This window comes from Streptomyces sp., from assembly GCF_035644915.1.
Lineage (GTDB): Bacteria > Actinomycetota > Actinomycetes > Streptomycetales > Streptomycetaceae > Streptomyces.
The window spans coordinates 1-25,699 of sequence record NZ_DASQNP010000132.1 but is presented as its reverse complement, the minus strand read 5'-3'; the positions used below and the strand labels follow the sequence as shown (position 1 = coordinate 25,699).

Below are 25,699 nucleotides of genomic sequence, written 5' to 3'. Positions count from 1 at the left end.
TGTGACCGACGCTTCCACTCCGGCAGTCCGCAGGCCGGGTGAGCCCGCGCTCGCCGCCCTCGGCCTGGCCGCACCCGCCCCCGACCCCGCCGACGCCTCCCCGCACTCCTTCCCCGGCGGGGGCCGCTGGCGCACCGAGATCCCCTCCGTGGAGGGGCCGGAGGCGCTGGCCACCGTGCTGAAGGAGGCCGGCGCCCTCGACGTCCCCGTCCACCGCGTCAGCCAGGGCAGCGGCGTGTGGATGCTGACCGACGCCGAGATCACCGAGATGGTCGGCGCCTGTGCCGAGCACGGCGTCGAGCTGTGCCTGTTCACCGGGCCGCGCGGCACCTGGGACACCGGCGCCGGCACCCGCACCCCCTCCGGCGGCGCCGGGCTGCGCGCCCGCGGCCACGACGCGCTCGCCGGGTGCGTCGAGGACGCCGTGCGCGCCGCCGAACTCGGCGTGCGCTGCCTGCTGGTGGCCGACGAGGGCGTGCTGTGGACGCTGCACCGGCTGCGGACGCGGGGCGTCCTGCCGGCCGACACCACCTTCAAGGTCTCGGCGCTGATCGGCCCGGTGAACCCGGCCTCGTACGCCGTCTACGAGCGCCTGGGCGCCGACTCGGTCAACGTGCCCTCCGACCTCACCCTGGAGCACCTGACCGAGATCCGCCGGGTCAGCCGCGCCCCGATGGACTTCTACCTGGAGGCCCCCGACGACCTCGGCGGCTACGTGCGGATGTACGACGTCGCCGAGCTGATCCGGCGCGGCGCGCCGATCTACCTGAAGTTCGGCCTCAGCAGGGCCCCCGGCCTCTACCCCTACGGCGCGCACCTGCGCGACGCCGCCCTGGACACCGCCCGCGAGCGGGTCCGGCGCGGACGGCTCGCCCTGGACCTGCTGGCCCGCCTCGGCGCCGGCTCCGGGATGTCCCCCCTCGGCTCCCGGCTGCCCGGTCCCCTCAACCGCTTCCCCGACGAGCCCGGCGATCCCCGCGAGCCCCACGAGCCCGGCACCCCGCACGACTCCCACGGAGGGAACTGACCACCATGCGCACCCGTACCCGCACCGCCAGAGCCGCCGCCGGCCTCACCGCCGCCCTGTCCCTCGCCCTCACCGCCTGCGGGCAGGGCTCCGAGGGCGGCAGCAGGGCCGGCGGCGACGACGCCAAGGGCGGCACCATCGGCATCGCCATGCCCACCAAGTCCTCCGAGCGGTGGATAGCCGACGGCGAGAACATGGTGAAGGCGTTCAGGGCCAAGGGCTACAAGACCGACCTGCAGTACGGCGACGACAAGGTGGAGAACCAGGTCGCGCAGATCGAGAACATGATCTCCAAGGGGCACGAGGCGCTGGTGATCGCCGCGATCGACGGCTCCTCGCTGACCAACGTGCTCGACCGCGCCAAGGACGCGGGCATCCCCGTCATCTCCTACGACCGCCTCATCCGCGGCACCGGGAACGTCGACTACTACGCCACCTTCGACAACTTCAAGGTCGGCCGGCTCCAGGGGCAGTACATCGTCGACGCCCTCAAGCTGGAGGACGGCGGGAACACCGGTGAGAAGTTCAACCTGGAGCTGTTCGCCGGATCGCCGGACGACAACAACACCGGTTTCTTCTTCCGCGGCGCGATGAGCGTCCTGAAGCCGTACCTCGACGACAAGCGGCTCGTGGTGCGCAGCGGCCAGACGAGGATGAACCAGGTCACCACCCTGCGCTGGGACGGCGGCACCGCCCAGAAGCGGATGGACGACCTCCTCAGCCGCTACTACGGCAGCGAGCGCGTGGACGCGGTGCTCTCCCCGTACGACGGCATCTCCATCGGCGTCATCTCGGCCCTCAAGAGCGCCGGTTACGGCACCGAGGCCAAGCCCTACCCCGTCGTCACCGGCCAGGACGCCGAACTGGCCTCCGTGAAGTCGATCATCGCGGGCCAGCAGACCCAGACCGTCTTCAAGGACACCCGCAAACTCGCCGAGCGGGCCGTGCAGATGACCGACGCCGTGCTGAACGGCGGCAAGCCGGAGGTCAACGACACGAAGTCCTACGACAACGGTGTCAAGACCGTTCCCGCCTACCTGCTGGAGCCGGTCAGCATCGACAGGTCCAACACCCGGCTGCTCGTCGACGAGGGCTACTACGAGGCCGACCAGCTCAAGTAGCCCGCCACCGGCCACCGAGGGACAACCATGAGCAGCGTTCTGGAAATGCGCTCCATCACCAAGACCTTCCCCGGGGTCCGGGCGCTGTCCGGCGTCAGCCTGACCGTGCGCCCCGGCGAGATCCACGCCGTCTGCGGCGAGAACGGGGCGGGCAAGTCGACACTGATGAAGGTGCTCAGCGGGGTCCACCCGCACGGCAGTTACGAGGGGGAGATCCTCTTCGAGGGCGAGCCGTGCGCGTTCCGGGACATCCGGGCCAGCGAGCGGCGCGGGATCGTCATCATCCACCAGGAACTGGCGCTGGTGCCCTACCTGTCCATCGCCGAGAACATCTTCCTGGGCAACGAGCACGCCCGGCGCGGCGTCATCCGGTGGAACGAGACCGTCCACCACGCCGCCGAGCTGATGCGGCGGGTCGGGCTGCGCGAGAACCCGCACACCCGGGTCGCCGACATCGGCGTGGGCAAGCAGCAGTTGGTGGAGATCGCCAAGGCGCTGGCCAAGAAGGTCAGGCTGCTGATCCTGGACGAGCCGACCGCCGCGCTCAACGACGAGGACAGCGCCAAACTCCTCGACCTCATCCTGGAGCTGCGCTCGCAGGGCATCGCCTGCATCCTCATCTCCCACAAGCTGGGCGAGGTCCGCCGCGTCGCCGACACCGTCACCATCCTGCGCGACGGCCGGACGGTCGAGACGCTCACCGTCCGCCCCTCCCCCGGGGCCCCCGCGGTGGTCTCGGAGGACCGGATCATCCGCGGCATGGTGGGCCGGGACCTGGACCACCGCTTCCCCGAACGCACCCGCTACGAGGGCGAGGACGCCGGACGGGTCGCGCTGGAGATCTCCGGCTGGACGGTCCGCCACCCCATCGACCACCAGCGCAAGGTCGTCGACGACGTGTCGCTGACGGTGCGGCGCGGCGAGATCGTCGGCATCGCCGGGCTGATGGGCGCGGGCCGCACCGAGCTGGCGATGAGCGTCTTCGGGCGCTCCTACGGCCGGTACGAGGCCGGGACGGTCCGGATCGACGGCCGGGAGGCCGACACCCGTACCGTCCCGGCCGCGGTCGCGCACGGCATCGCCTACGTCACCGAGGACCGCAAGACCTACGGGCTGAACCTGATCGACACCATCAGCCGCAACATCTCGCTGGCCTCGCTGCCCGGGCTCGCCCGCGGCGGGATCGTCGACGAGCACCGGGAGCGGCGGGTCGCCGAGGGCTACCGGACGTCGATGAACATCAAGGCCCCGACCGTCTACGAGCAGGTCGGCCGGCTCAGCGGCGGCAACCAGCAGAAGGTCGTGCTCAGCAAGTGGGTGCACGCCGATCCCGAGGTGCTCATCCTCGACGAGCCGACGCGCGGCATCGACGTCGGGGCGAAGTACGAGATCTACACCGTCGTCGACCGGCTCGCCGCCCAGGGCAAGGCCGTGCTGCTGATCTCCTCGGAGCTGCCGGAGCTGCTGGGGATGTGCGACCGGATCTACGCCATGGCGGCCGGGCGGCTGACCGGCGAGGTGACCCGCGAGGACGCGAGCCAGGAAGTACTGATGCGCTACATGACCATGGACAGAAGCCGAGGCCCCCGATGAAGACCGCCCCGACGAAGACCGAGGGAACCACCGAGACGGCGTCCGCGGGGCGGGCCGCGGGCGGCGGCGCCGGGGCGCTGCTGGTGCGCACCGTGCGCGCCAACATGCGGCAGTACGGGATGCTGGTCGCGCTGGCGCTGATCGTCGTGCTGTTCCAGATATGGACCGACGGCAATCTCCTCAAGCCCGTCAACGTGTCCAACATCGTCCAGCAGAACAGCTACATCCTCATCCTGGCCATGGGGATGATGATCGTCATCATCGCGGGCCACATCGACCTGTCCGTCGGCTCGCTGGCCGCCTTCGTCGGCGCGGCGGCGGCCGTGATGATGGTCGACCACGACCTGTCCTGGCCGCTGGCGCTGACCTGCTCGCTGCTGATCGGCGCGGTGGCCGGCGCCTGGCAGGGCTTCTGGATCGCCTACGTGGGCATCCCGTCGTTCATCGTGACGCTGGCCGGGATGCTGCTGTTCCGCGGCGGCACCCAGATCCTGCTGGAGGGCCAGTCCATCGCCCCCTTCCCCCGGGGTTTCCAGGACCTCAGCCAGGGCTTCCTGCCCGAGGGCGGACCGCTGGCGACCTACCACGACCTGACGGTGCTGATCGGCGTGGCCGTGGTGGCGTTCGTCCTGCTCCAGGAGTGGCGCGACCGGCGCCGGCAGCAGGCGTACGAGCTGGAGGTGCTGCCGCTGAACCTGTTCGTCCTCAAGTGCGTGGCGATCGTGGCGGCGGTGCTGGCGTTCACCCTCACCCTGGCCAGCTACCGGGGCGTGCCGGTGGTGCTGCTGGTCATGTGCGCGATCCTGATCGGGCTCGGCTTCGTGATGCGCAACGCCGTCGTCGGCCGCCACGTGTACGCCCTGGGCGGCAACAAGGCCGCGGCCAAGCTGTCGGGCGTGAAGGACAAGCGCGTCACCTTCCTGGTCTTCGTCAACATGGGGGTGCTGGCGGCGCTGGCGGGCTGCGTGTACGCCGCCCGGCTGAACGCCGGCACCCCGCAGGCGGGCATCAACTTCGAACTGGAGGCGATCGCCGCGGCGTTCATCGGCGGCGCCTCGATGAGCGGCGGCGTGGGCACCGTCCTGGGGGCCGTCATCGGCGGGCTGGTGCTCGGCGTGCTCAACAACGGCATGTCCCTGGTGGGCATCGGCACCGACTACCAGCAGGTGATCAAGGGCCTGGTACTGCTGGCGGCGGTGGGATTCGACGTCTGGAACAAACGGAAGGTTGGTACATGAGCACCAGCAGACGCACCGTGATCGCGGCGGCCGCCGCGGCCGGCCTGGCGGCGGCGGCCGTGGGGCCGGGGGCCGGGGAGGCGCACGCCGGGTCGGGGGACTCCGCCGCGCCGCGCCGCGCGCGCTTCGGCGAACTGGCGGACGGCACCCGGGTGGACATCTGGACGCTGGCATGCGGCGGCATCCGGCTGAAGGTGCTGTCCTACGGCGGCATCGTGCAGTCCCTGGAGGTGCCCGACCGGCACGGCCGGCCGGCCAACGTCTCGCTCGGCTTCGCCGACCTGGAGTCCTACGTGGAGCGCTCGCCGTACTTCGGCGCGCTCATCGGCCGCTACGGCAACCGCATCGCGAACGGGCGGTTCACCCTCGACGGGCGGACGTACGAGCTGCCCCGCAACGACAACGGGCACAGCCTGCACGGCGGCGACCTGGGCTTCGACAAGCGGGTGTGGCGGGTGGAGCCGTTCACCCGGCGCGGCGAGGTGGGCCTGGTCCTCACCCGCACCAGCCCGGACGGCGAGATGGGCTATCCGGGGACGCTGGAGGTCCGGGTGGAGTACGTGCTGACCCGGCACGGCGACTTCCGGATCGACTACGAGGCCACCACCGACAGGCCCACCGTCGTCAACCTCACCAACCACACCTACTTCAACCTCGCCGGGGAGGGAAGCGGCAGCATCCTGGACCACCGCCTGGAGGTGGCCGCCTCCCGCTACACCCCGGTCGGCGAGACGCTGATCCCGACCGGTGAGCTGGCACGGGTGGCGGGCACGCCGTTCGACTTCCGCCGGGCCAAGCCGATCGGGGCGGACATCCGCGAGGGGCACCCGCAGCTCCTGTTCGGGCGGGGCTACGACCACAACCTCGTGCTGGACAAGGGGATCACGGCGGAGCCGGAGCACGTCATCACCGTCAGCGAGCCCACTTCGGGGCGGGTGATGCGGATCGCCACCACCGAGCCGGGCGTGCAGTTCTACAGCGGCAACTTCCTCGACGGCACGCTGGCCGGCACCTCGGGGCGGGTCTACCGGCAGAGCGACGGGTTCTGCCTGGAGACCCAGCACTTCCCCGACTCCCCCAACCAGCCGTCGTTCCCCTCGACCGTGCTGCGCCCGGGCCGGACGTACCGGACGACGACCGTGCACTCCTTCTCGGCGGACTGAGGCGGGCCGGGACGGACTGAGGCGGGCCGCGGCGGGACGGCGGCGGCCCGCGCACGGCGGGGGCGGTCCGCGCGACCGCCCCCGCCACCGTGCTTCCCGGGGCCGTGCTCCCCGGGCCCTCCCACGGGCTCAGGCGAGCCGGATCACGTTCCACGACATCGGCTCCAGGACGGCCCGCAGCACGCCGTCCGCCAGCCGCGTGCCCTCGCCCGGGTGCGGGGCGACCCGGCCGGGCTCGGCGAGGGTGTTGCGGGCCTCCGGGTCGGCGTCGGCCAGCACGCTGTGCTCGACGACCCGCTCCAGGCCCAGTGCGCGCACGTCCGCCTCCAGCGGCAGGGCGTCGTGCTGCCCGCGGTTGACGGCGAAGACCGTGACGGCGCCGGCCCCGTCCCGGACGGCGGTGGCGTGCAGCAGCGGCACCTCGCCGTACCGGGCGGTGGTGTACGCCGGCGACTGCGCCCGCACGTCCAGCACCCGCCCCCGCCCGTACCGGGAGGCCTGGGCGAAGGGGAAGAAGGTGGTCTGCCGCCAGGCCGGGCCGCCCGGCTCGGTCATGATCGGGGCGATCACGTTGACGAGCTGCGCCTGGCAGGCGACGGCCACCCGGTCGGCGTGGCGCAGCAGGGCGATCAGCAGGGAGCCGACGACCACGGCGTCGGTGACGGAGTAGTCGTCCTCCAGCAGCCTGGGCGCCTCCTCCCAGTCCGGCGGGGTCCGGGCGTGGTGGCGCCGCTGGTACCACACGTTCCACTCGTCGAAGGAGAGGTTGATCCGCTTGGCGGACTTCAGCCGGGCCCCGACGTGGTCGCAGGTGGCGACGGTGTCCTCGATGAAGGACTCCATGTCCACGGCCGAGGCCAGGAAGGAGTCGCGGTCGCCGTCGGTCTCCTCGTAGTAGGCGTGCAGGGAGATGTGGTCCACCAGGTCGTAGGTCTCGGCCAGGACGGTGGCCTCCCAGGCGGCGAAGGTCTCCATCGCCCGGCCGGAGCTGCCGCAGGCGACCAGTTCCAGGGAGCCGTCGATCTGCCGCATCGCGCGGGCGGTCTCGGCCGCCAGCCGGCCGTACTCGGCGGCGGTCTTGTGGCCGGTCTGCCAGGGGCCGTCCATCTCGTTGCCCAGGCACCACAGCCGGATGCCGTACGGCTCCCGGTCGCCGTGCGCGGCGCGCAGGTCGGACAGTTCGGTGCCGCCGGGGTGGTTGGCGTACTCCAGCAGTTCCCTGGCCTCCTGCACGCCCCGGGTCCCGAGGTTGACGGCCAGCATGGGCTCGGCGCCGGCCTTGCGCACGAAGTCGGCGTACTCGGACAGGCCGAAGCGGTTGGTCTCCACCGAGCGCCAGGCGGGGTCCAGGCGGCGGGGGCGCTTCCCGGCGGGGCCGACGCCGTCCTCCCAGCGGTAGCCGGAGACGAAGTTGCCGCCGGGGTAGCGGATGACGGTCACGCCCAGCTCGCGGACCAGGTCCAGGACGTCGGTGCGCAGGCCGCGTTCGTCGGCGGCCGGGTGCCCGGGTTCGAAGACGCCCGTGTAGACGCAGCGGCCCAGGTGCTCCACGAAGGAGCCGAACAGCCGGGGATCGACCTCGCCGACGGTGAAGGCGGGGTCGAGGGTGAACCGGGCCGGGCGGGCGGGAGGGGACTCGGCGGTGCTCATGGGTTCCTTCCGTCGGGGGCGTGCGGGGATTGACGGGGAGTCGGGGACGGCGCGAGACGGCGCCGGGGGCGGCGCCCGCGGGGAGCGGTGGCCGGGCGTACGGCCGCACGTCCGGGTGTGCGGCCGGATGCGCATGCTTCTCCTTCGGAAGTTTTCCGGTAGCCATTCGGAGCGAATGGCTCCGCGAACCTCTCTTTTCTCTGCGGTCAGGGGGATTGACGGCCGCCCCGGGCGTCTCTAGGTTCGCCTGACAGTTGCGGGACTCTTCCGGAACTTTTTCGGTAACTCATGGGAGGGACGCCCTCGTGCTCAGAGTGAAACGCGCAGCCGTCTTCGGCGCACTGGCCACGGCACTGCTGGTGACGCCGGTCGCGGCGGCGGCCACCGCGTCCGACAGCCCCTCGGTCCCGGGGAAGACGGCCGCGCACGGGAGGAACGGGGGCCACGGCGACCCGTCCGGAGCACCCCTGCGCAAGCTCGCCGAGCGGACGACGACGAAGGTGCGCGTCGGCACCGCCGTGGACATGGCGGCGCTCGCGGAGGACGCCACCTACCGGAAGACCGTCGCCAGGGAGTTCAACTCCGTGACGGCGGAGAACGTGATGAAGTGGGAGACCGTCCAGCCCGAGCGCGGCGTGTACGACTTCGCCGCCGGGGACGAGCTGGTGGACTTCGCCCGCGCCAACGGCCAGCAGGTGCGCGGCCACACCCTGGTGTGGCACAACCAGCTCCCGAAGTGGCTGACCGAGGGCGACTTCTCCCGGGAGGAGCTGCGCTCGATCCTGCGCGAGCACATCACCACCGTGGTGCGGCACTACAGGGGCCGCATCTACGAGTGGGACGTGGCCAACGAGGTGTTCGAGGACGACGGCACCCTGCGCAAGTCCCTGTGGCTGGAGAAGCTGGGCCCCGGCTACATCGCCGACGCCCTGCGCTGGGCGCACGCCGCCGACCCCCGCGCGAAGCTGTTCCTGAACGACTACAACGTCGAGGGGATCAACGCCAAGAGCACCGCGTACTACGAGCTCGTCAAGGACCTGCGCGCCCAGCGCGTCCCCGTCCACGGCTTCGGCGTCCAAGGACACCTCTCCCTGGAGTACGACCTGCCCGGCGACGTCGCGGAGAACCTCGCGCGCTTCGACCGGCTCGGCCTGCGGACCGCCGTCACCGAGGCGGACGTGCGGATGAGGATGCCCACCGAGACCATCGAGCTGCACGCCCAGGCGCAGGGCTACCACGTCCTGCTCCAGGCCTGCCTGCTGACGCCCAAGTGCTCCTCCTTCACGGTGTGGGGCTTCACGGACAAGTACTCGTGGATCCCCGACTGGTTCGAGGGCGAGGGCGCGGCCAACCTGCTGGACGAGGAGTACCGTCCCAAGCCCGCCTACCGGGCGGTCCACCAGGACCTGCGGCTGGCGGCCGGGGGACGGCGCTGAGCCCGGGGCCCTGAGCCCGGGTCCGCGGGCGGGGGCGGGGGTGGTGCCGACCGGTGCCGCCTCCGCCCCCGCCCGCGTTCCGGCCGCCCGCCGGACCGGGCCGCGGAAGGCCGGGGCGCGGAGGGCCGGGGCGCGGGTCACTGCCCGGCCAGGCCCGTGTGGGCGATGCCGCGCACGATCTGCCGCTGGAACAGGGCGAAGACCACCAGCAGCGGCAGCCCGGCGATCACCAGCGAGGCCATCACCTGCGCGTAGCGGGCGCCGTAGGTGGACTGGACGTTGACCAGGCCGACGGGCAGCGTCATCCCGGCCGGGTCGGTGGTGACCAGGAACGGCCACAGGAAGTTGTTCCAGGTCTGGATGAAGGTGAAGATGGCGACGGCGGCCAGCACCGGCCTCGACAGCGGCACGACGACCGTCCAGAACACCCGCCAGCGCCCGGCGCCGTCGACGAAGGCGGCCTCCTCCAGCTCGCGCGGCACCCCCTCGAAGAACTTCACCAGGATGAACACCATGGCGGGGGCGGCCACTTGCGGCAGGATCACCCCCCAGTAGGTGTCGACCAGGCCCAGGGAGACCATCTCGGCGAAGAGCGGGGCGATGAGCACCTGCGGCGGCACCATGATCCCGGCGAGGACGAGCCCGTAGAGCGCCCTGCGGCCGCGGAAGGCGGTGCGCGAGAAGCCGTAGGCGGCCATGGCGCAGGTCAGCACGGTCAGCACGGTCGTCATGGCCGCGATGTAGGCCGAGTTCAGCATCCACCGGGCCAGGTCGCCGGAGGCCCACACCTTCTCGTACGCCTCGAAGGTGATCCGCGAGCCGATCCACTCCAGCGAGGTCCGCGTCGTCTCGTTCTCGGGCTTGAGGGAGGTGGCGACCGCCCAGGCGAGCGGCAGCACCCACAGCACCACCAGGGCGAGCGCCACGGCGAACAGCGCGGTGCGGCCCGGGGTCCGGCGCGGCCGGCGGCCGGTCGCGTCCGTTCCCCTCCAGGCCCGTACGGCCGGTCCGGTCCTTCCGGTCTTCACGATCGCGCTCACCGGGCGGCCTCCTCACGGGAACGGCGGGTCATCCGCAGGTGGATCAGCGACACGAGCACGATCAGGGCGAAGAAGAGGTAGGAGACGGCGGAGGCGTAGCCGATCCGGTAGCCGGTGAAGCCCGCGTCGTAGACGTACTGCAGGATCGGGCGGGTGCTCTCGTCGGGCCCGCCGCCGGTCATGATGTAGATCTGGTCGAAGACCTTCAGCGAGGCGAGGAGTTGGAGGATCACCACCACTCCCGTGGTGCGCCGGAGCATCGGGAGGGTGATGTGCCGCAGCCGCTGCCGGGCGGTGGCGCCGTCCAGCTCGGCGGCCTCGTACAGGTGGGGCGGGATGGACTGGAGCGCGGCGAGGTAGAGCAGGAAGTTGAAGCCGACCGTCCACCACACGGTGGTCAGCACGATCGAGAGCATCGCGTAGCGGGTGTCGGTGAGCCAGCCGATCCCGGGGGTGAGGCCGGCGGACTTCAGCAGCAGGTCGGCGAGGCCGAAGTCGGAGGGGTAGATCATCCACAGCCACAGCAGGCCGACGACGCCGGACGGCAGCAGGAAGGGCGCGAACCACGACAGCCGCCACAGCCACTGGACGACCCGCAGGTGGTGCGCGAGCAGGGCGAGCACCAGGCCCATGCCGACCAGGGGCACGGTGGACAGGACGGTGAACCACACCGTGTGCCACAGCGAGGACCACACCGCCGGGTCCCTCAGGGCCTCGGCGTAGTTGTCCAGGCCGACGAAGTCGCTGTCGGTTCCGGCGATGTTGTCGTCGCCCAGGCTCATCTTGACGCCCAGCAGCAGCGGCCAGACCAGGAACAGGGCGTACACCAGCAGGAAGGGCGCGGTGAAGACCAGGCCGTGCTCGGTCCAGCGGCGGCGTGCGGTCCCGGGCCGGACCCCGGTGGCGGGCGCCCGCGGGGGTGCCGGGGCGGCGGGCGCGGTCGCGGTCATGCCTCGCCTCCGAGCGGATCGGGGGTGTCGAGCAGGGCCTGAAGACGGGATCTGGCCTCGTCCAGGGCTTGCCGGGGCGTGCGGGAGCCGGTGAGCGCCCCGGAGAAGACCGCGCCGAGCTGGAGCCACATGGCCGAGGCCGAGCCGGCGAACCAGGCGGGCGGGTCCAGGACCACGTCGTCGATCACGGACCGGTACTGGGACTGCGGCTCCAGTTCGAGGTAGGCGGGCTCCTTCAGGACGGGCAGGTACGCGGGGACGTGGCCGCCCTTGGCCCACTCGACGGTGTGCTTGAGCATCCAGGCGACGAAGGCGTGCGCGGCCTCGTTGGCCCTGCCGCCGCGGTCGCGCTGGTGCGGGAGGACGAAGCAGTGGGCGTCGGCCTGGGCGGTCGGGCGGCCGAACAGGGCGGGCACGCGGGCCATGGAGAACGGCAGCTTGAGGTTGGTGAAGGTGCTGACCTCCCACTCGCCGCACAGGAGGAACGCGGTCTCCCCGCCGCCGAAGACGCCGACCGTGCCGTTGTAGTCGACCCGGCGGTGCGCCAGCCCCTCCTCCACGAGCCGCCGCAGGAAGCGCAGCACCTCCAGCGCCTTGGCGTCGTCGAGGGTGATGCGGGTGGCGTCCTCGTCCAGCAGGGTGCCGCCGGTCTGGGAGTAGAAGGTGGCGAACAGCCGCCAGGGGCCGATGGTGTCGGCGCCGAGGGTCTCCATGACCAGCGCGGGCCTGCCGGTGACCTTCCCGGCGGCGCGCAGCGCGGCGGTGAACTCCTCGGTGCCGCGCACCGGTTTCAGCCTGCCGTCCGGGCCGAGCAGTCCGGCCCTCCCGCAGAGGTCGGTGTTGTAGTAGAGGACCATCGGGTGCGTGTCGAGCGGAACGGCGTACTGCTTCCCGCCGATCCGGCCGCGGCGCCACAGGTCGGCCGGGAAGTCCCGTTCGTCCAGCCCGTGTTCGGCGAGCAGGTCGAGGTCGAAGGGGTCCAGCAGCCTGCCGGGCCCGAAGCCGGGCAGCCGTGCCAGGTGCAGAGCGGCGACCTCGGGAGCGCGTCCGCCGACCCCCGCCATGCCGAGCTTGGTGTAGTACGGGGCGCCCCACTGGAGCGTGGACGCCTCCAGGGCGATCTCCGGGTGCGCCGCGCGGTAGGCGTCCAGCATCGTCCGCATGTTCACCCCGTCGCCCCCGCCGAAGAGGTGCCAGAAGCGCACCCGGGTCCGCCCCTCCCCCACGGCCGCGGGGGCGGCGCACCCCGCGGTGCCGACCGCTCCGGCGACCGCGAGGGCGGCCAGGCCGGCCGCACCGCCGAGCACGCGCCGGCGGCTGGGAGCGCGCCCCGGCAGGGAGGACTGACGCATACGACCCACCTTCACGTTCGATATTTCGAATAGCGATCGGAAGTCCGAACGGGAAGGTAGGAGTGAACACCGTCCGCGTCAATGGTCCGCGCGGAAACACCCGCGGCGGGCCCCGCGGGACAGGGCGGGAGGAAGCGGGGGAAGCAGGGCGCGACGGCCGCCCCGGCGGCGGCGGAACGGCCGTCGGCGGGGACGTCAGGCGACGTCGAGGGTGACCTCGATGTTCCCGGCGGTGGCCCGGGAGTACGGGCACACCTCGTGCGCTTTCTTCATCAGCTCCAGGGCCGTCTCCCGGTCCGTGCCCGGGATGGAGCCCACCAGCTCCACCGTGAGGCCGAAGTTGCCCTCCCCGTCCCTGCCGATGCCGACCCGCGCGGTCACGGTGGAACCGGATATGTCCCTGCGCTCCCGGCGGGCGACGACGCCCAGCGCGCTCTGGAAGCAGGCGCTGTACCCGGCGGCGAAGAGCTGCTCGGGGTTGGTGCCGGCGCCGCTGCCGCCCATCTCGCGGGGCGGGTTGACGACGACGTCGAGCTTTCCGTCGTCGCTGGCGACCCGGCCGTCACGGCCGTGCTCGGCGGTGGCGACGGCGGTGTAGGCCACGTCGATGGGGGCGATGGGCATGGGGAATCCCCTCCTTGTTCGGTGTGTGTTCGGTGTGTCGGCCCTGGTGCGTCGGCCTCAGCGTGTTCGGTGCCGGTGTGCCGGTCCCGGTGTGCCGGTCCCGGGGGCGGCGGGCCTCGCGTCCGCCCCTCTCCGGATCAGTCGTCGAGGTGGACGATCGTCTTTCCGACGTTCTCCCCGCGCAGCATGCCGAGGAAGGCGTCCAGCGCGTTCTCGATGCCCCGCACCACCGTCTCGTGGTACTTCAGCTCACCGGAGCGGATCCATCCCGAGACCTCCTCGACGAACCGCGGCCGCAGGGCCGCGTGGTCCCGCACGAGCATCCCCTGGATCCGCAGCCGCTTGCCGATGACGAGCGCGAGGTTGCGCGGGGCGGCGGGCGGCTCGGTGGCGTTGTACTGCGCGATCATGCCGCAGACGGCGACCCGGCCGTGCACCTTCAGGGAGTCGATGGCGGCCTCCAGGTGCTCCCCGCCGACGTTGTCGAAGTAGACGTCGATGCCGTCGGGCGCGGCCCTCCTGAGCTGTTCGGCCACGGGCCCGTCCTTGTAGTTGAAGGCGGCGTCGAAGCCGTACTCCTCGGTGAGGAGCCTGACCTTCTCCGCCGACCCGGCGCTGCCGACGACGCGCGAGGCGCCCTTGAGGCGGGCGATCTGGCCGACCTGGCTGCCGACCGCGCCCGCCGCGCCGGAGACGAAGACGGCGTCGCCCCCGGCGAAGGAGGCGACCTCCAGCAGCCCGGCGTAGGCGGTCAGCCCGGTCATGCCCAGCACCCCGAGATAGGTGCTCAGCGGGGCCAGTTCGGCGGAGACCTTCGTCGCGTGCCGGGCCTCCAGCGTGGCGTACTCGCGCCAGCCGAGCCCGTGCAGCACGTGGTCGCCCGGGGCGAGGTCCTCGGCCTCGGAGGCGACGACGATCCCGACCGCCCCGCCGTCCATCGGCTCGTCGAGCCCGTACGGCGGCACGTAGGACTTCACGTCGTTCATCCTGCCGCGCATGTACGGGTCGACCGACAGGTACAGGTTGCGCACCAGGACCTGGCCGGGGCCCGGGGCCCGTACGGGAGCCTCGCGCAGCGCGAAGTCCGCCGGGGTGGGCCAGCCCCGCGGGCGGGCGGTCAGGTGCCACTCGCGTCCGGTGGCGGGCAACGTCATGGAAACGCCTCCAAGAAGGTTCAGACTCTGAAACAACCATCCCCTCGATGTTTCATGATGTCAAGCAAACCGGTACCCTGATGTCATGCCATCCCGCCCCGCTCCCGCCGACCCGCTCACCCTCGAGGTCGTCGAACTGATCGGCTCGGTCGTCGCCCGTTACCACCAGGAGTACGACGAGGCCGCCGCCCGGCACTCCCTGACCGGCGCCCAGGCCAGGCTGCTCAGTCTGCTCCACCACCGGCCCCTGCCCATGCGGGAGATAGCCCGGCGGCTGAAGTGCGAGCCGTCCAACGTGACGGGCATCGTCGACCGGCTGGAGTCCCGCGGCCTGGTCGAACGCCGCCCCGATCCGGCCGACCGCCGCGTCAAGCTCGCCGCCGCCACCGACGAGGGTCACGAGACGGCCCGGCGACTGCGCGCCTCACTGGACTTCGCCCGCGAACCCCTCGCCGAACTGACCCCGGTGGAGCGCGCGGTCCTGCGCGACCTGCTGAAGCGCATGCTGGGCGTCGAGCGGCCGGAGACGGACGGGGACTGAGCCGGTCCGGTCCCATCCGGGGCCGCCCGGCCCCGGATGGGGCGGGGCCGGGATCAGACGCACCACCACATGAAGCGCTCGCAGGTGGGGGTCGGCTCCGGTTCCGGCTCCTGGGGAGACTCGGGAGGCGGCGGCTCGGCGGGAGGCGTCGTCTGCGGCGGTTCCTCCGGCTCCCGGGTGGGACCGGCGGTGTGCTCCGGGGGCACCGTGACGGCCCCGCTCTCGGTCGCGGTGGCGACGGGGGCGGCCGACGAGGAGGCCCCGGGGTCGGCCGTGGGACTGGCGGAGTCCGACGGCCTCGCGGAGGAGGAACCGGAGGCCGAGGGGGAGGCGGACGGATCCCCGCCGGTCTCCACCGCGCCCGGCCGGTCGGTTCCGGGCAGCCGCTCGGCCACGTCGCCGTCGCCGGTTCCGCCGTCGCCGGGCTCGTCAGGATCGTCGCCCGAGGGGAGGGACGGGAAGGGCAACTTCCTCAGCCCGCCCTCGGTGGTGAGTTCCGCTATGCCGAGGGTGGCCAGTCCGGCCCCGAGCACCAGGCCCGCGACGACCGCCCGGCGACGGCGCCCGGCGTTGCTCCGGGCCCGGCGCCCGCGCCGCCCGGTCCGCCCGCCCGGACGTCCGGCGCCGCGGCCCCCGTCCTCGCCATGGCCGTCGTCGCCGTCGTCGTAGCTGCCGCGGTCGTCGTCACCGCCGTCGTCGTAGCTGTCGTGGCCGCCGTCGTCCTCGGCGCCGGGGCTCCCGGAGCCGCCGTACGCCTCGCCCTGCGCCCCGTCACCGCCGTACCGGCCGTCCTCCCCGGCACCGGGAACGGCGTGTCCCGCGTACGCGTCACCACCGCCGTACGGGTCGTACCCGTGACCGGCCGGCTCCTGGGCGGCGACCGGCCCGGCGGGCGCGGGGGCGGAGATGTCCACCGGCGCCAGGGCATGGCTCGGCGCACCGCAACCCGGGCAGGAGAGGGCGCCGTTGAGGTACCGGCGGCAGGTGACGCAGTAGGTCATGGAGTCCGGAGGGTACGAGCAGGGACACGCGAACGAAAGACTCCCCTCGTGAAGATCCCGTGTCAACCCGCGAACGGCGGCTGCGCGAGCCCCTGCCCCACGTCCGGCAGCACCAGGAGCGCACCGGCCAGCGGCTGCGCGCCCGGCGCGATCCCCGTCCGCGCCGTGGTGACGTAGAGGTCCCGCAGCCCCGCCCCGCCGAAGGCGCACGCCGTCACCCGGGAGGCCGGGAGGGCGACCGTACGGTCCAGCCGGCCGTCGGGGGTGTAGCGCCGGACGGCGCCGCCGTCCCACAGGGCGACCCAGACGCAGCCGTCCGCGTCCACCGTCAGCCCGTCGGGGAGGCCCGCCCCCTCCTCGATCTCCGCCAGCGTCCGACGGCCCGTCACCTCGGCGCCCCGTACGTCGAACACGTCGATGCGGCGGGTGGGGGTGTCGGCGTAGTACATCAGCCGTCCGTCCGGGCTCCAGCCGGTGCCGTTGCTGATCGTCACCTCCGGCAGGACCGTGGTCGCCGTGCCGTCCGGGGCGATGCGGGTGAGCGTGCCGCCGCCGGCGTGCTCGTCGTACGCCATGGTGCCCGCCCACAGCGCGCCGTCCGGGGCCACGGCGGCGTCGTTGCCCCGGCGGCCCGGTACGGGGTCGTGGTGCAGCCAGGAGAAGGAGCCGTCCTCGTCGTACAGGCCCACCCCGTCACGGAGGTTGACCACCAGTCCGCCGTTCGCCCGCGGCTTGGCCGCGCCCACGTGCTGCTCGGTCGCGCGCACCGTGCGGCGGCCGGTGGCCGGGTCCCAGGTGTGCACCCGGCAGGCGAGGATGTCCACCCAGATCAGGCGCCCCTCCGCCGCGTCCCAGGTGGGCCCCTCGCCCAGCAGCGCGTCCTGCCGCACCACGACCTCCGGCCGCGGCGCTCCGCCCGTTCCGGCCATGCCGTCCGCCCCTTCCTCCGTCGTCCGCCCGCACCGTCTTCCCCGCCGACCACCCTGCCGGCCGCCCCCGTCGGCCGCCTACGCCGCGCCCCGGTGTCCGAGTCGCGCCGACAGGTCGGCGGCGCCCTCGGCCGCCAGGGTCTCCAGCTCGGTGCGGCGCTCCCCGTTCCAGCGGATCGTGGGCACCGAGATGCTGAGCGCCGCGACCACCCGGCCGGTGCCGTCGCGCACGGGCGCGGCCACGCAGCTCACGTCCGGGTTGGACTCCCGCTCCTCGACGGCGATGCCGCGCGCGCGGATGCCGGCCAGCGCCCGGCGCAGCTCGGCCGGGGAGGTGATGGAGTTCTCCGTCATCGCCGGCAGCGGCTCGCCGCCGGGGCCGGGCAGCCGCGCGTCCAGCTCCTCCTCCGGCAACGAGGCCAGCAGCATCTTCCCCACCGCGGTGCAGTGCGCGGGCAGCCGCCGCCCGGTGGCGGAGACCATGCGGACCGCGTGGGTGCTGTCCACCTTGGCGATGTAGATGACGTCCGTGCCCTCCAGGATGGCCACGTGCACGGTCTCGTCGCAGGTCTCGGCGACCCTCCGGGCCACCTGCCGGCCCTCGGCCGCGAGGTCGAGCTGCTCGGCGTAGCGGCTGCCGAGCTGGTAGGTGCGCACCCCGAGCCGGTACCGTCCGGGCTGTTCGGGCACGGGCACCAGGTACGAGCGCGCGGCCAGCGTGGTCACCAGCTCGTGGACGGTGGTGCGGGGCAGGCCCAGTTTCCGCGTGATCTCCGGAGCCGACAGGGTGCCGTCCCCGTCGAGGAAGAGTTCCAGGATGTCGAGAGCTCTGGTCACGGCCGGTACGAGGCGCCCCATCGCCGCCCTCCCCTTCTCCCCGGAACCCGGTCCCCGGGCTCCGGGTCTTGCGCTGTTCGAGATTCCGAAGGATGACCGGAATCGCGAACACAGGCTATCCGCAGCCCGGACCGCCCGGCAACGGACCCGCCCCGCCCCATCGCGCGGCGCATGAACCGCGCCGCCCGTGGCACCCGTCCACCATGCCGAACACCGTCGTGGAGGGCCGCGACCTCTCCCTGACCCGCCTGGACAAGATCCTCTACCCGGCCGCCGGCTTCACCAAGGGCGACGTCGTGGACTACTACACCTCCGTGGCCCAGGTGATCCTCCCCCACCTGCGGGACCGCCCGGCGTCCTTCGTCCGCGCCCCCGGCGGCGTGGAGGGCAAGTCGTTCATGGCCAAGCACGTGCCGCCCGGCACGCCGGACTGGGTGACCGTGCGCCGGGTGCACCGCGTCGACGGGAGGACCGACCGGCAGGTCCTCGTCCAGGACCTGCCCACCCTGCTGTGGGCGGCCAATCTGGCCGCCCTGGAACTGCACGTCCCCCAGTGGCGGCTCCCGGCGGAGGGGAAGGCCGACCGGCTGGTGTTTGACCTCGACCCGGGCGCCCCCGCCACGATCGTCGAGTGCTGCGCGGTCGCCCGCTGGCTGCGCGACCGGATGGCCGGGGACGGCCTGGACTCCTGCGCCAAGACCTCCGGCTCCAAGGGCCTGCACGTGCTCGCCCCGCTGCACCCCACCGACGCCGAGGCGGTGGCCGACTACGCCGAACGGCTGGCGCGCGAGGCGTCGCGGGCGCTGCCGGACCTGGCCGTGCACCAGGTGCCCAAGAAGCTGCGCACCGGCCGGGTCTTCGTCGACCACAGCCAGAACGCCTGGACGCGCACCACGGCCGCCCCGTACACGCTGCGCGCCCGACCCCGGCCCACCGTCTCCACGCCGGTGACATGGGACGAGGTCGCCGGCTGCACACAGCCCGACGACCTCGTCTTCTCGGCCGGCGACATCGCCTCCCGGCTGGACCGGCACGGCGACCTGCTCGGCCCGCTGCTCGACCCCGCCCGCGCGGGACGGCTGCCGGACCGCGGCTGACCGCCGCGCCGGGCGCCCCCGGGCGCCGCCCGGGGTGCCGTCTCAGGTGTTGCTGGTGCCCCAGTCGTCGTCGAGCGGCGAGCCCTGCGCGGCGCGGCGGCCCCGCAGCGTGCGCACCTTGTCGGAGACCGTGCCGGGCAGCCGGTCGCCCATCCGCTCGGACACCGCGCCGAAGGCCTTGCCGGCCATCTCCCGGCCGTTGTGCGCGGCGGACTCGAAGGCGTTGCGCACGGCCGGGTTCTCGGCGAGCCGCCGGGCGGTCTTGCGCATCTGCTCGTACTTCTCGCGCCCGGCCCGGGTGCCGAGCACGTACCCGACGGCCACTCCTACGACGAACGTGAGCCGGTAGCGCATGGCTCCACCCTTTCCTCAGGTCTCTCCCGGCGCACCCTGTCCGCGGTGCGCTCTGTCGGTCTGCGGCGGACATCCCACGGGTACCCCGAGGCCCGGGGCGAATACCGATTTCAGAGCACCCCCTGACATGCGCTACTGTATTCCTCGCCAGCAGGGAACGCCCCCGGGAAACCGGAAGGGACGGTTCCTGCAGAGCGGTCCCCTGTAGCTCAATTGGCAGAGCAGCCGGCTGTTAACCGGCAGGTTACTGGTTCGAGTCCAGTCGGGGGAGCAGCGGAAGAGGGGCCCCATTCGGGGCCCCTCTCGGCGTATCGGGCGGCCTCCCGGGTACGTGCCCGGTGCCGCGGAAGCCGGTCGTCCGGCGATCCACCCGGTGATCACGGCCCTCATCGGCCCGTGCCTCCCCCGGCACGGGCGGGAGATCGTATGAGCGGCTATGCTGCGGCAGACGGCGCGCACAGGTGTGCGTGACGCGCCGTCCCGGGGCGGTAGCTCAGCCGGTTAGAGCAGCGGACTCATAATCCGTCGGCCGTGGGTTCGAGTCCCACCCGCCCCACCGCCGCCACCAGCGGGAACGTTCCGGCCCGGCCCCGGCGTCGGGCGTTCCCCGCCGGCCCGGCCGCCCGCGTCCCGGCGGCCAAAGGCCCCTCCGTTCCCCATCGGGGGTCACCGGCCCGTCTCGTGTTCGGTTTTTGTTCCGGTCCCGCGCCGGGACGCGGGCGGGCATCATGACCCGCATGTCCCTGTTCCAGATCTCCTGTCCGGCCCGGGTCCTCTACCTCGACACCGAGCTCGCCGAGTTGGAGGCCATCCCCGACGGCGCGTTCGAGGTCGCCCCGGCCCTGTGGTGCCTGCTGGAGGCCGGGCACGCCGGCCTCCACCACACCTTCGCCCAAGGGCTGCGGGCGACGGACGAACTCCCGCCGCGGAACCTGTGGACCCGCTGGCCCGACGGCGACGAGTACGGCCCGCTGCGCGAGACGCTCGTCCTGCCGCACTGCGACGCGAAGTTCCTGCCGGGGACGCTGGAGGAGCAGGGCTGCGGCCTGCCCGAGGGACACGAGGGGCGGCACGGCTTCGAGTTCGGGCCGCCGCTCACCGAGGCCGACGCCCTGCCCGACTGGCTCTTCCGCATGCTCTTCGAGGAACTCGAGTAGTCCGGCGGCGGAGCGGCGCAAGGCCCTCCCGGGCGGGAGCCGGTGGTGCCGGCCGGCTGTACCGGCCGGCTGTACCGGTCGGCTGTACCGGTCGGCTGCGCCTTGACGGTCCGGAAAGGCTCTGACCAGCAAGGCAGCGCATCCGAACGGCCGGAAAACGACCCCTGTGTGCGAAAATTGCCATCGCTTTACCCACCAGGGCTCGTCCGTCGACGCCGTCGGTTCCAGGGCCCGTCCGACTTGCCCATCGGAGAGAGCCTTGTCCATGAAACGCACACCGCTTCCGGGAGTCGGCACCCAGTACGACGTCACCACCCGCTCCGGGCGCCACCTGTCCGTCGTCGTCCACCAGGACGGACGGCGCTTCCTCGGCTTCTACTCGCCCGACGACCCCGACAGCTGCCAGGCCTCCTTCCAACTCGACCCGGACGAGGCGGCGTCGCTCGCGGCGCTGATAGCCCCCGACCCCAAGGAGCCGGGCCTGGCCGTGGGCGAGCTGGACCTGGCCACCGAGCGGATTCCGGTCACCACCAAGTCCCCTTACCGCGGGCGCCCGCTGGGGGACACCCGCGCCCGGACCCGCACCGGAGCGTCCATCGTCGCCGTGCTGCGCCGCACCGCGCCCCACCCCGCTCCGGGGCCGGACTTCCGCCTGGAGGCGGGCGACGTCCTCGTGGTCGTGGGCACCCGCGAGGGCGTCGAGGAACTCGCCCAGATCATCGCGGGGGGCTGAGCGTGCACGACACCACCGTTCTGCTCATCGAACTGGGCGCCATCATCCTCGGCCTCGGCCTCATCGGCCGCTTCGCCGGACGGATCGGGCTGTCCGCGATCCCCCTGTACCTGCTGGCCGGGCTCGCCTTCGGAAAGGGCGGGATCTTCGAACTCAGCGCCAGCGAGGACTTCGTCGCGATCGGGGCCGAGATAGGCGTGATCCTGCTGCTGCTCCTGCTCGGCCTGGAGTACAGCGCCTCGGAACTGGTCGACAACCTCAGGACGCAGTTCCCCTCCGGCGCGGTGGACTTCGTCCTCAACGCCCTCCCCGGCGCCGTGGCCGCCCTCGTCCTGGGCTGGGGGCCGGTGGCCGCCGTGGCGCTGGCCGGGGTCACCTGGATCTCCTCCTCCGGCGTCATCGCCAAGGTGCTCACCGACCTGGGCCGCCTCGGCAACCGCGAGACCCCCGTCGTCCTCGGCGTCCTCGTCATGGAGGACCTGGCGATGGCCGTCTACCTGCCGCTGCTGACCACCCTGCTGGCCGGGGTCGGCCTGGCGAGCGGCAGCCTCAGCCTGGTGATCGCCCTGGGGACCGTGGGCCTCGTCCTCTACGTCGCGCTGCGCCACGGGCGGCTGATCAGCAAGTCGGTCTCCTCCGACAACCCCGAACTGCTGCTGCTGGTGGTGCTCGGGCTGACCCTGCTGATCGCCGGGATCGCCCAGCGGCTGCACGTCTCCGCGGCCGTCGGCGCGTTCCTGGTGGGCATCGCCCTGTCCGGGGAGGTCGCCGAGAGCGCCCACCGGCTGTTCACGCCGCTGCGCGACCTGTTCGCGGCCGTCTTCTTCGTCTTCTTCGGCCTGTCCACCGATCCGGCCACCATCCCGCCGGTGCTGGTTCCCGCGCTGATCCTGGCCGTGGTGACCGTCGTCACCAAGGTCGTCACCGGCTGGTACGCGGCGCGGCGCGCCGGCATCAGCCCGAAGGGCCGGCTGCGGGCGGGCGGCGCGCTGGTGGCGCGCGGCGAGTTCTCCATCGTCATCGCCGGGCTGGCGGCCGGGGTCGCCACCGAGATCAGACCGCTGGCCACCGCGTACGTACTGCTGATGGTGATCATCGGGCCGCTGGCCGCCCGCTGGACCGAGCCCGCCGTCCGGGCGGTGTTCCCGCGGCTGCTGCGGCCGTCCCCGGCGAAGGGCGGCGGGGAGCCGGCACCGGCCCCGCAGGCGCGGTCCGCCATGCCGGCGGAGACACCCGAGGGGACGAGCGAGGGGATGACGGAGGGAATTCAGTCACCCGGCGGCCGGTGAGGCATCATCTCTCCATGGGGATAGTCGCCGGTCTGGACAGTTCGTCCGAGTACACCCGCATCGTCATCTGTGACACCGACACGGGCGCCGTCATCAGACAGGGTTACGCCCCGCATCCCGTGCCGGAGGGCGCGGACGGCGGGGAGGACGGGGCCGCGGCGGGCAGACGCACCGAGATCGACCCGCAGGCGTGGCTGCTCTCGCTCGGCGACGCCGCGGCCGGCGGCCTGCTGGAAGGCGTCCAGGCGATCGGCGTCACGGCCCAGCAGCACGGGCTGGTGATGCTCGACGAGACCGGCACCCCGGTGCGGCCCGCGCTGGTCGGCAACGACAAGCGGGCGCAGACGGCCGCGGCCGATCTCGTGGACGCGCTCGGCGGGCGCGAGGCGTGGGCGCAGGCGGTCGGGGTCGTGCCGCAGGCGGCGCAGCCGGTGGCGAAGCTGCGCTGGCTGGCCCGGCAGGAGCCGGAGACGGCGCGGCGCGTGGCCGAGGTGCTCCAGCCGCACGACTGGCTGGTGTGGCAGTTGCTGGGGCGCCCGCCGCGGCGCACCACCGACCGCGGCGGCGCCTCCGGGACCGGCTACTGGTCGGCGGCCACCGAGTCCTGGCGGCCCGACCTGGCCGAGCTGGCGCTCGGCCACCGGGTGAAACTGCCGGAGGTGATCGGTCCGGCCGAGGCCGCCGGGCAGACCCCGGAGGGCCTGCTGATCTCGGCCGGCACGGGCGAGACGATGGCCGCCGCCTTCGGGCTGGGCGTCGGGATCGGCGACGCGGTGGTCTCGCTCGGGGCGTCCGGCTCGGTCTTCTCCGTGCACCACCAGGCCCTGGTGGAACCGACCGGCATGATCACCTCGCTCGCCGACGCCACCGGGCTGCACCTGCCGGTGGTCCACACGCTCAACGCCGTACGGGCGCTGCGCGGCACCGCCGACCTGCTGGGCACCGATCTGGAGGGGCTGTCCGCGCTGGCGCTGAAGTCCACGCCGGGCTCGTACGGGCTGGTGCTGCTGCCCTACCTGGAGGGCGAGCGCACCCCCGACCTGCCGCACACCGCCGGCACGCTGGCCGGGCTGCGGCGGGAGAGCATGAAGCCGGAGCACCTGGCGCGGGCCGCCTTCGAGGGGATGCTGTGCGGTCTGGCGGACGCCCTGGACGTGCTGCGCGGCCGGGGCGTGGCCGTCAACCGGGTCTTCCTGCTGGGGCCCGCCGCCGACCTCCCCGCCGTCCAGGCGATCGCCCCGGCCCTGCTGGGGGCGCAGGTGGTGGTCCCGCAGCCCGCCGACTACACGGCGCTGGGCGCCGCCCGCCAGGCGGCCTGGGCGCTGGGGGTCGCCCAGGGCACGCTCTCGCCGCAGCAGCCCCCGCTCTGGCACGCCCCCGCCGGCCAGGTCTTCGAGCCGGGCGAGGACCTGGCGGTGGGTCAGGCGGTGCGGCAGCAGTACGTGACCGTGCGGGAGCAGACGCATCCGGGGGCGTTCGGCTGAGCCCCGGTCCGGTCCGGGCCCGTCCGGGTCCGGACCGTCCGTTCCGTCCGGGGTCCGGTTCTCAGTCCAGGTAGCCCCTGAGCTGGTCCGCGTACGCGTGGTCGCGGAGCTTGCCGAGGGTCTTGGACTCTATCTGGCGGATGCGTTCGCGGGTGACGCCGAAGAGACGGCCGATCTCCTCCAGCGTGCGGGGACGGCCGTCGTCCAGGCCGTAGCGGAGCTGGACGACCTTGCGTTCGCGCTCGCCGAGGGTGGACAGGACCGCCTCCAGGTGCTCGCGCAGCAGCAGGAAGGCCGCGGACTCCACGGGCGAGGGGGCGTCGCCGTCCTCGATGAGGTCGCCGAGGTTGACGTCGTCCTCCTCGCCCACCGGCGCGTGCAGCGACACCGGCTCCTGGGCGAGCCGCAGCACCTCGCTGACCCGTTCCCCCGTCAGGTCGAGCTGGGCGGCGACCTCCTCGGGCGTCGGCTCGTAGCCGCGCTCCTGGAGGATGCGGCGCTGGACGCGGACGACGCGGTTGATCAGCTCCACGACGTGGACGGGGACCCGGATGGTGCGGGCCTGGTCGGCCAGGGCCCGCGACATCGCCTGGCGTATCCACCAGGTGGCGTAGGTGGAGAACTTGTAGCCCCGGGTGTAGTCGAACTTCTCCACGGCCCGGATCAGGCCCAGGTTGCCCTCCTGGACCAGGTCGAGCATGGTCAGCCCGCGGCCGACGTAGCGCTTGGCCACGGAGACCACCAGGCGGAGGTTGGCCTCGATCAGCCGGCGCTTGGCCATCCGGCCCATCACCACCAGCCGGTCGAGGTCGAGGGCGAGTCCGTCGTCCAGGCCGGGGGTGCGCAGGAGCTTCTCCTCGGCGAACAGCCCCGCCTCGACGCGCCGGGCGAGTTCGACCTCCTCGGCGGCGGAGAGCAGCGGGATGCGGCCGATCTCGCGCAGGTACTGGCGGAAGAGGTCGGCGGAGGGCCCGGAGCCGTCGGGGCGGGTCAGCGAGGGGGCGAGGGAGGGTTCGGCCGCCGGCGGGAAGGCGGTCCCGTCCTCCGGGACCGTCTCGGGGTGGTCGGGCGGGGTGGCCGGCGGACCGGACGGCGCAGCGGCGGCCAGGCCGGGGACGTCCGGGACGGGCGGGGCGGTAGGGGCGGCGAGGGCCGCGCTGGCCAGGGTCTGGGTCTGCACGGGGGCGGCCTCCAAGCTGATCGCTGCCGGTTCGTGGGGCGACACGCGAGACGAGGACGGGAGCGGCCGCACCGCTGTCCGTCCCGGGGCGGATGAGCGGCTCCCCAGGGGATTCACGCTCCGAGGACTCAGGCACCGCCCCCAGTGTGCGCCACGACACACTCCGGCCACGAGGGTCGTGCGCCCAGTTTTTGGACTCCACCGTGACCGGGCGGGCACGGAACGCTACGCGCGGGGCCCGGACGGCGGGGGCGCGGAACCGTCCGCGGGCGGGGACCGGCTACGACCAGAGGGCGGCGGCGCCGCGGTCGCGCAGCGCCCGGCCGTACCGCTCCAGCGTCCACAGCTCCTGCGAGACGGCCGTCTGGCTCTCGTCGCCGCTGCTGACCAGGCGCTCGAAGGTGCTGCGCAGCTCGGCGATCCTGCGGTTGACCGCCTCCAGCCGCACCTTGACCAGCAGCTCCCCGGCGTACGCCTCGTCGGGCTCGCGCGGGGTCATCAGGGGCTCCACGCTCAGCTCGGTGATCAGCGACCGGACGGTGTCGTCCGGCGCGGCCTCGCGCACCCGGGTCAGGTACTCCCGGTCGGCCCGTTCCACTCCCCCGGCCTTCTCGATGGCCTGGCGCACCACGGCGTAGGGGGCGGCGGTGAACTCGTCGGCGCCGTAGGCATCGAACAGCGGGGAGACCAGGTGCGGGAACTGCAGCGCCACCTTGAGCAGTTCGCGCTCGGCCTTGCGCTGGGGGGTG

The 25,699-nt window shown here is 73.0% G+C and carries 22 protein-coding genes, 2 tRNA genes and 2 pseudogenes; 14 read left to right on the top strand and 12 right to left on the bottom strand.

The annotated features are described in order from the left end of the window. Position 1: 1 nt before the first annotated feature. The 5 genes and pseudogenes from VE546_RS15350 to VE546_RS15330 all read left to right on the top strand — a co-directional run bounded on the left by VE546_RS15350 (position 2) and on the right by VE546_RS15330 (position 6,142). Complete coding sequence (locus VE546_RS15350) at positions 2–1,027, top strand: hypothetical protein (protein WP_324922582.1); 1,026 nt, start codon at positions 2–4, stop codon at positions 1,025–1,027. Positions 1,028–1,032: 5 nt separating this feature from the next. Next, positions 1,033–2,148 (top strand): multiple monosaccharide ABC transporter substrate-binding protein, encoded by a 1,116-nt coding sequence (chvE, locus tag VE546_RS15345; protein ID WP_324922580.1) that lies wholly within the window; start codon positions 1,033–1,035, stop codon positions 2,146–2,148. A 96-nt stretch (positions 2,149–2,244) separates the two neighbouring features. Next, positions 2,245–3,741, top strand: a pseudogene (mmsA, locus tag VE546_RS15340) (multiple monosaccharide ABC transporter ATP-binding protein); the annotation flags it as partial. Further along, positions 3,738–4,979, top strand: a complete 1,242-nt coding sequence (gene mmsB, locus VE546_RS15335) for a multiple monosaccharide ABC transporter permease (RefSeq protein WP_324922576.1) — start codon at positions 3,738–3,740, stop codon at positions 4,977–4,979. The pseudogene mmsA and the gene mmsB, both read left to right, overlap by 4 nt. Beyond that, the gene (locus VE546_RS15330; protein ID WP_324922574.1) at positions 4,976–6,142 is read left to right on the top strand and encodes an aldose epimerase family protein; all 1,167 of its coding nucleotides are present in this window, start codon (positions 4,976–4,978) and stop codon (positions 6,140–6,142) included. Before mmsB ends, VE546_RS15330 begins: the two co-directional genes overlap by 4 nt. A gap of 129 nt (positions 6,143–6,271) precedes the next feature. Here the strand turns inward: VE546_RS15330 and VE546_RS15325 are convergent, their stop codons facing one another. Further along, positions 6,272–7,792: an alpha-N-arabinofuranosidase gene (locus VE546_RS15325; RefSeq protein ID WP_324922572.1), complete on the bottom strand. Its 1,521-nt coding sequence runs from the start codon at positions 7,790–7,792 to the stop codon at positions 6,272–6,274. Positions 7,793–8,106: 314 nt separating this feature from the next. Between VE546_RS15325 and VE546_RS15320 the strand changes: the two genes are divergently transcribed. Beyond that, complete coding sequence (locus VE546_RS15320; protein ID WP_324922570.1) at positions 8,107–9,228, top strand: endo-1,4-beta-xylanase; 1,122 nt, start codon at positions 8,107–8,109, stop codon at positions 9,226–9,228. A gap of 137 nt (positions 9,229–9,365) precedes the next feature. Here VE546_RS15320 and VE546_RS15315 read toward each other — a convergent pair whose 3' ends face one another. The 5 genes from VE546_RS15315 to VE546_RS15295 all read right to left on the bottom strand — a co-directional run bounded on the left by VE546_RS15315 (position 9,366) and on the right by VE546_RS15295 (position 14,348). Continuing rightward, entirely contained in the window at positions 9,366–10,268 is a 903-nt protein-coding gene (locus VE546_RS15315; protein ID WP_414720492.1) for a carbohydrate ABC transporter permease, read from the bottom strand. Then, positions 10,265–11,218 (bottom strand): sugar ABC transporter permease, encoded by a 954-nt coding sequence (locus VE546_RS15310; RefSeq protein WP_324922569.1) that lies wholly within the window; start codon positions 11,216–11,218, stop codon positions 10,265–10,267. The genes VE546_RS15315 and VE546_RS15310 overlap by 4 nt, the downstream gene beginning before the upstream one ends. Next, positions 11,215–12,570 carry an extracellular solute-binding protein gene (locus tag VE546_RS15305; RefSeq protein WP_324922567.1) on the bottom strand — a complete coding sequence of 452 codons (1,356 nt, stop codon included), beginning with the start codon at positions 12,568–12,570 and terminating at the stop codon, positions 11,215–11,217. The genes VE546_RS15310 and VE546_RS15305 overlap by 4 nt, the downstream gene beginning before the upstream one ends. Before the next feature lie 195 nt (positions 12,571–12,765). Further along, complete coding sequence (locus VE546_RS15300) at positions 12,766–13,194, bottom strand: organic hydroperoxide resistance protein (RefSeq protein WP_324922565.1); 429 nt, start codon at positions 13,192–13,194, stop codon at positions 12,766–12,768. A 137-nt stretch (positions 13,195–13,331) separates the two neighbouring features. Beyond that, positions 13,332–14,348 carry an NADP-dependent oxidoreductase gene (locus VE546_RS15295; RefSeq protein WP_324922563.1) on the bottom strand — a complete coding sequence of 339 codons (1,017 nt, stop codon included), beginning with the start codon at positions 14,346–14,348 and terminating at the stop codon, positions 13,332–13,334. Between the two features lie 85 nt (positions 14,349–14,433). Here VE546_RS15295 and VE546_RS15290 point away from each other — a divergent pair, with 85 nt between their 5' ends. Beyond that, positions 14,434–14,889 carry a MarR family transcriptional regulator gene (locus VE546_RS15290; RefSeq protein WP_324922561.1) on the top strand — a complete coding sequence of 152 codons (456 nt, stop codon included), beginning with the start codon at positions 14,434–14,436 and terminating at the stop codon, positions 14,887–14,889. A 53-nt stretch (positions 14,890–14,942) separates the two neighbouring features. Here the strand turns inward: VE546_RS15290 and VE546_RS15285 are convergent, their stop codons facing one another. From VE546_RS15285 to VE546_RS15275, 3 genes are all read right to left on the bottom strand, one after another. Continuing rightward, positions 14,943–15,890 (bottom strand): SCO2400 family protein, encoded by a 948-nt coding sequence (locus VE546_RS15285; protein ID WP_324922559.1) that lies wholly within the window; start codon positions 15,888–15,890, stop codon positions 14,943–14,945. Positions 15,891–15,952: 62 nt separating this feature from the next. Continuing rightward, on the bottom strand, positions 15,953–16,819 hold the full coding sequence (locus VE546_RS15280) for an SMP-30/gluconolactonase/LRE family protein (protein WP_324922557.1): 867 nt from the start codon (positions 16,817–16,819) through the stop codon (positions 15,953–15,955). A 78-nt stretch (positions 16,820–16,897) separates the two neighbouring features. After that, positions 16,898–17,677 (bottom strand): IclR family transcriptional regulator, encoded by a 780-nt coding sequence (locus VE546_RS15275; protein WP_324922556.1) that lies wholly within the window; start codon positions 17,675–17,677, stop codon positions 16,898–16,900. A gap of 182 nt (positions 17,678–17,859) precedes the next feature. Between VE546_RS15275 and ligD the strand changes: the two genes are divergently transcribed. Beyond that, complete coding sequence (ligD, locus tag VE546_RS15270) at positions 17,860–18,753, top strand: non-homologous end-joining DNA ligase (RefSeq protein WP_324922553.1); 894 nt, start codon at positions 17,860–17,862, stop codon at positions 18,751–18,753. A gap of 42 nt (positions 18,754–18,795) precedes the next feature. Here the strand turns inward: ligD and VE546_RS15265 are convergent, their stop codons facing one another. Then, complete coding sequence (locus VE546_RS15265) at positions 18,796–19,107, bottom strand: YtxH domain-containing protein (protein ID WP_324922551.1); 312 nt, start codon at positions 19,105–19,107, stop codon at positions 18,796–18,798. Positions 19,108–19,305: 198 nt separating this feature from the next. On the opposite strand from VE546_RS15265, the gene VE546_RS15260 reads away from it, so the two are divergent. From VE546_RS15260 to VE546_RS15235, 6 genes are all read left to right on the top strand, one after another. Further along, a tRNA-Asn gene (locus tag VE546_RS15260) sits at positions 19,306–19,378 on the top strand. A gap of 211 nt (positions 19,379–19,589) precedes the next feature. Continuing rightward, positions 19,590–19,663: transfer RNA gene (locus VE546_RS15255), tRNA-Ile, on the top strand. A gap of 181 nt (positions 19,664–19,844) precedes the next feature. Then, positions 19,845–20,264, top strand: a complete 420-nt coding sequence (locus VE546_RS15250; RefSeq protein ID WP_324922550.1) for a hypothetical protein — start codon at positions 19,845–19,847, stop codon at positions 20,262–20,264. A 259-nt stretch (positions 20,265–20,523) separates the two neighbouring features. Then, positions 20,524–20,997, top strand: a complete 474-nt coding sequence (locus tag VE546_RS15245; protein WP_324922548.1) for a cation:proton antiporter regulatory subunit — start codon at positions 20,524–20,526, stop codon at positions 20,995–20,997. Between the two features lie 2 nt (positions 20,998–20,999). Beyond that, the gene (locus VE546_RS15240) at positions 21,000–22,286 is read left to right on the top strand and encodes a cation:proton antiporter (RefSeq protein ID WP_324922547.1); all 1,287 of its coding nucleotides are present in this window, start codon (positions 21,000–21,002) and stop codon (positions 22,284–22,286) included. A 14-nt stretch (positions 22,287–22,300) separates the two neighbouring features. Next, the gene (locus VE546_RS15235) at positions 22,301–23,770 is read left to right on the top strand and encodes an FGGY family carbohydrate kinase (RefSeq protein WP_324922545.1); all 1,470 of its coding nucleotides are present in this window, start codon (positions 22,301–22,303) and stop codon (positions 23,768–23,770) included. Between the two features lie 61 nt (positions 23,771–23,831). Here VE546_RS15235 and VE546_RS15230 read toward each other — a convergent pair whose 3' ends face one another. Both VE546_RS15230 and VE546_RS15225 read right to left on the bottom strand, forming a co-directional pair. Beyond that, positions 23,832–25,058: an RNA polymerase sigma factor gene (locus tag VE546_RS15230; RefSeq protein WP_414720493.1), complete on the bottom strand. Its 1,227-nt coding sequence runs from the start codon at positions 25,056–25,058 to the stop codon at positions 23,832–23,834. 172 nt (positions 25,059–25,230) lie between these two features. Next, positions 25,231–25,699, bottom strand: a pseudogene (locus VE546_RS15225) (DNA primase); the annotation flags it as partial.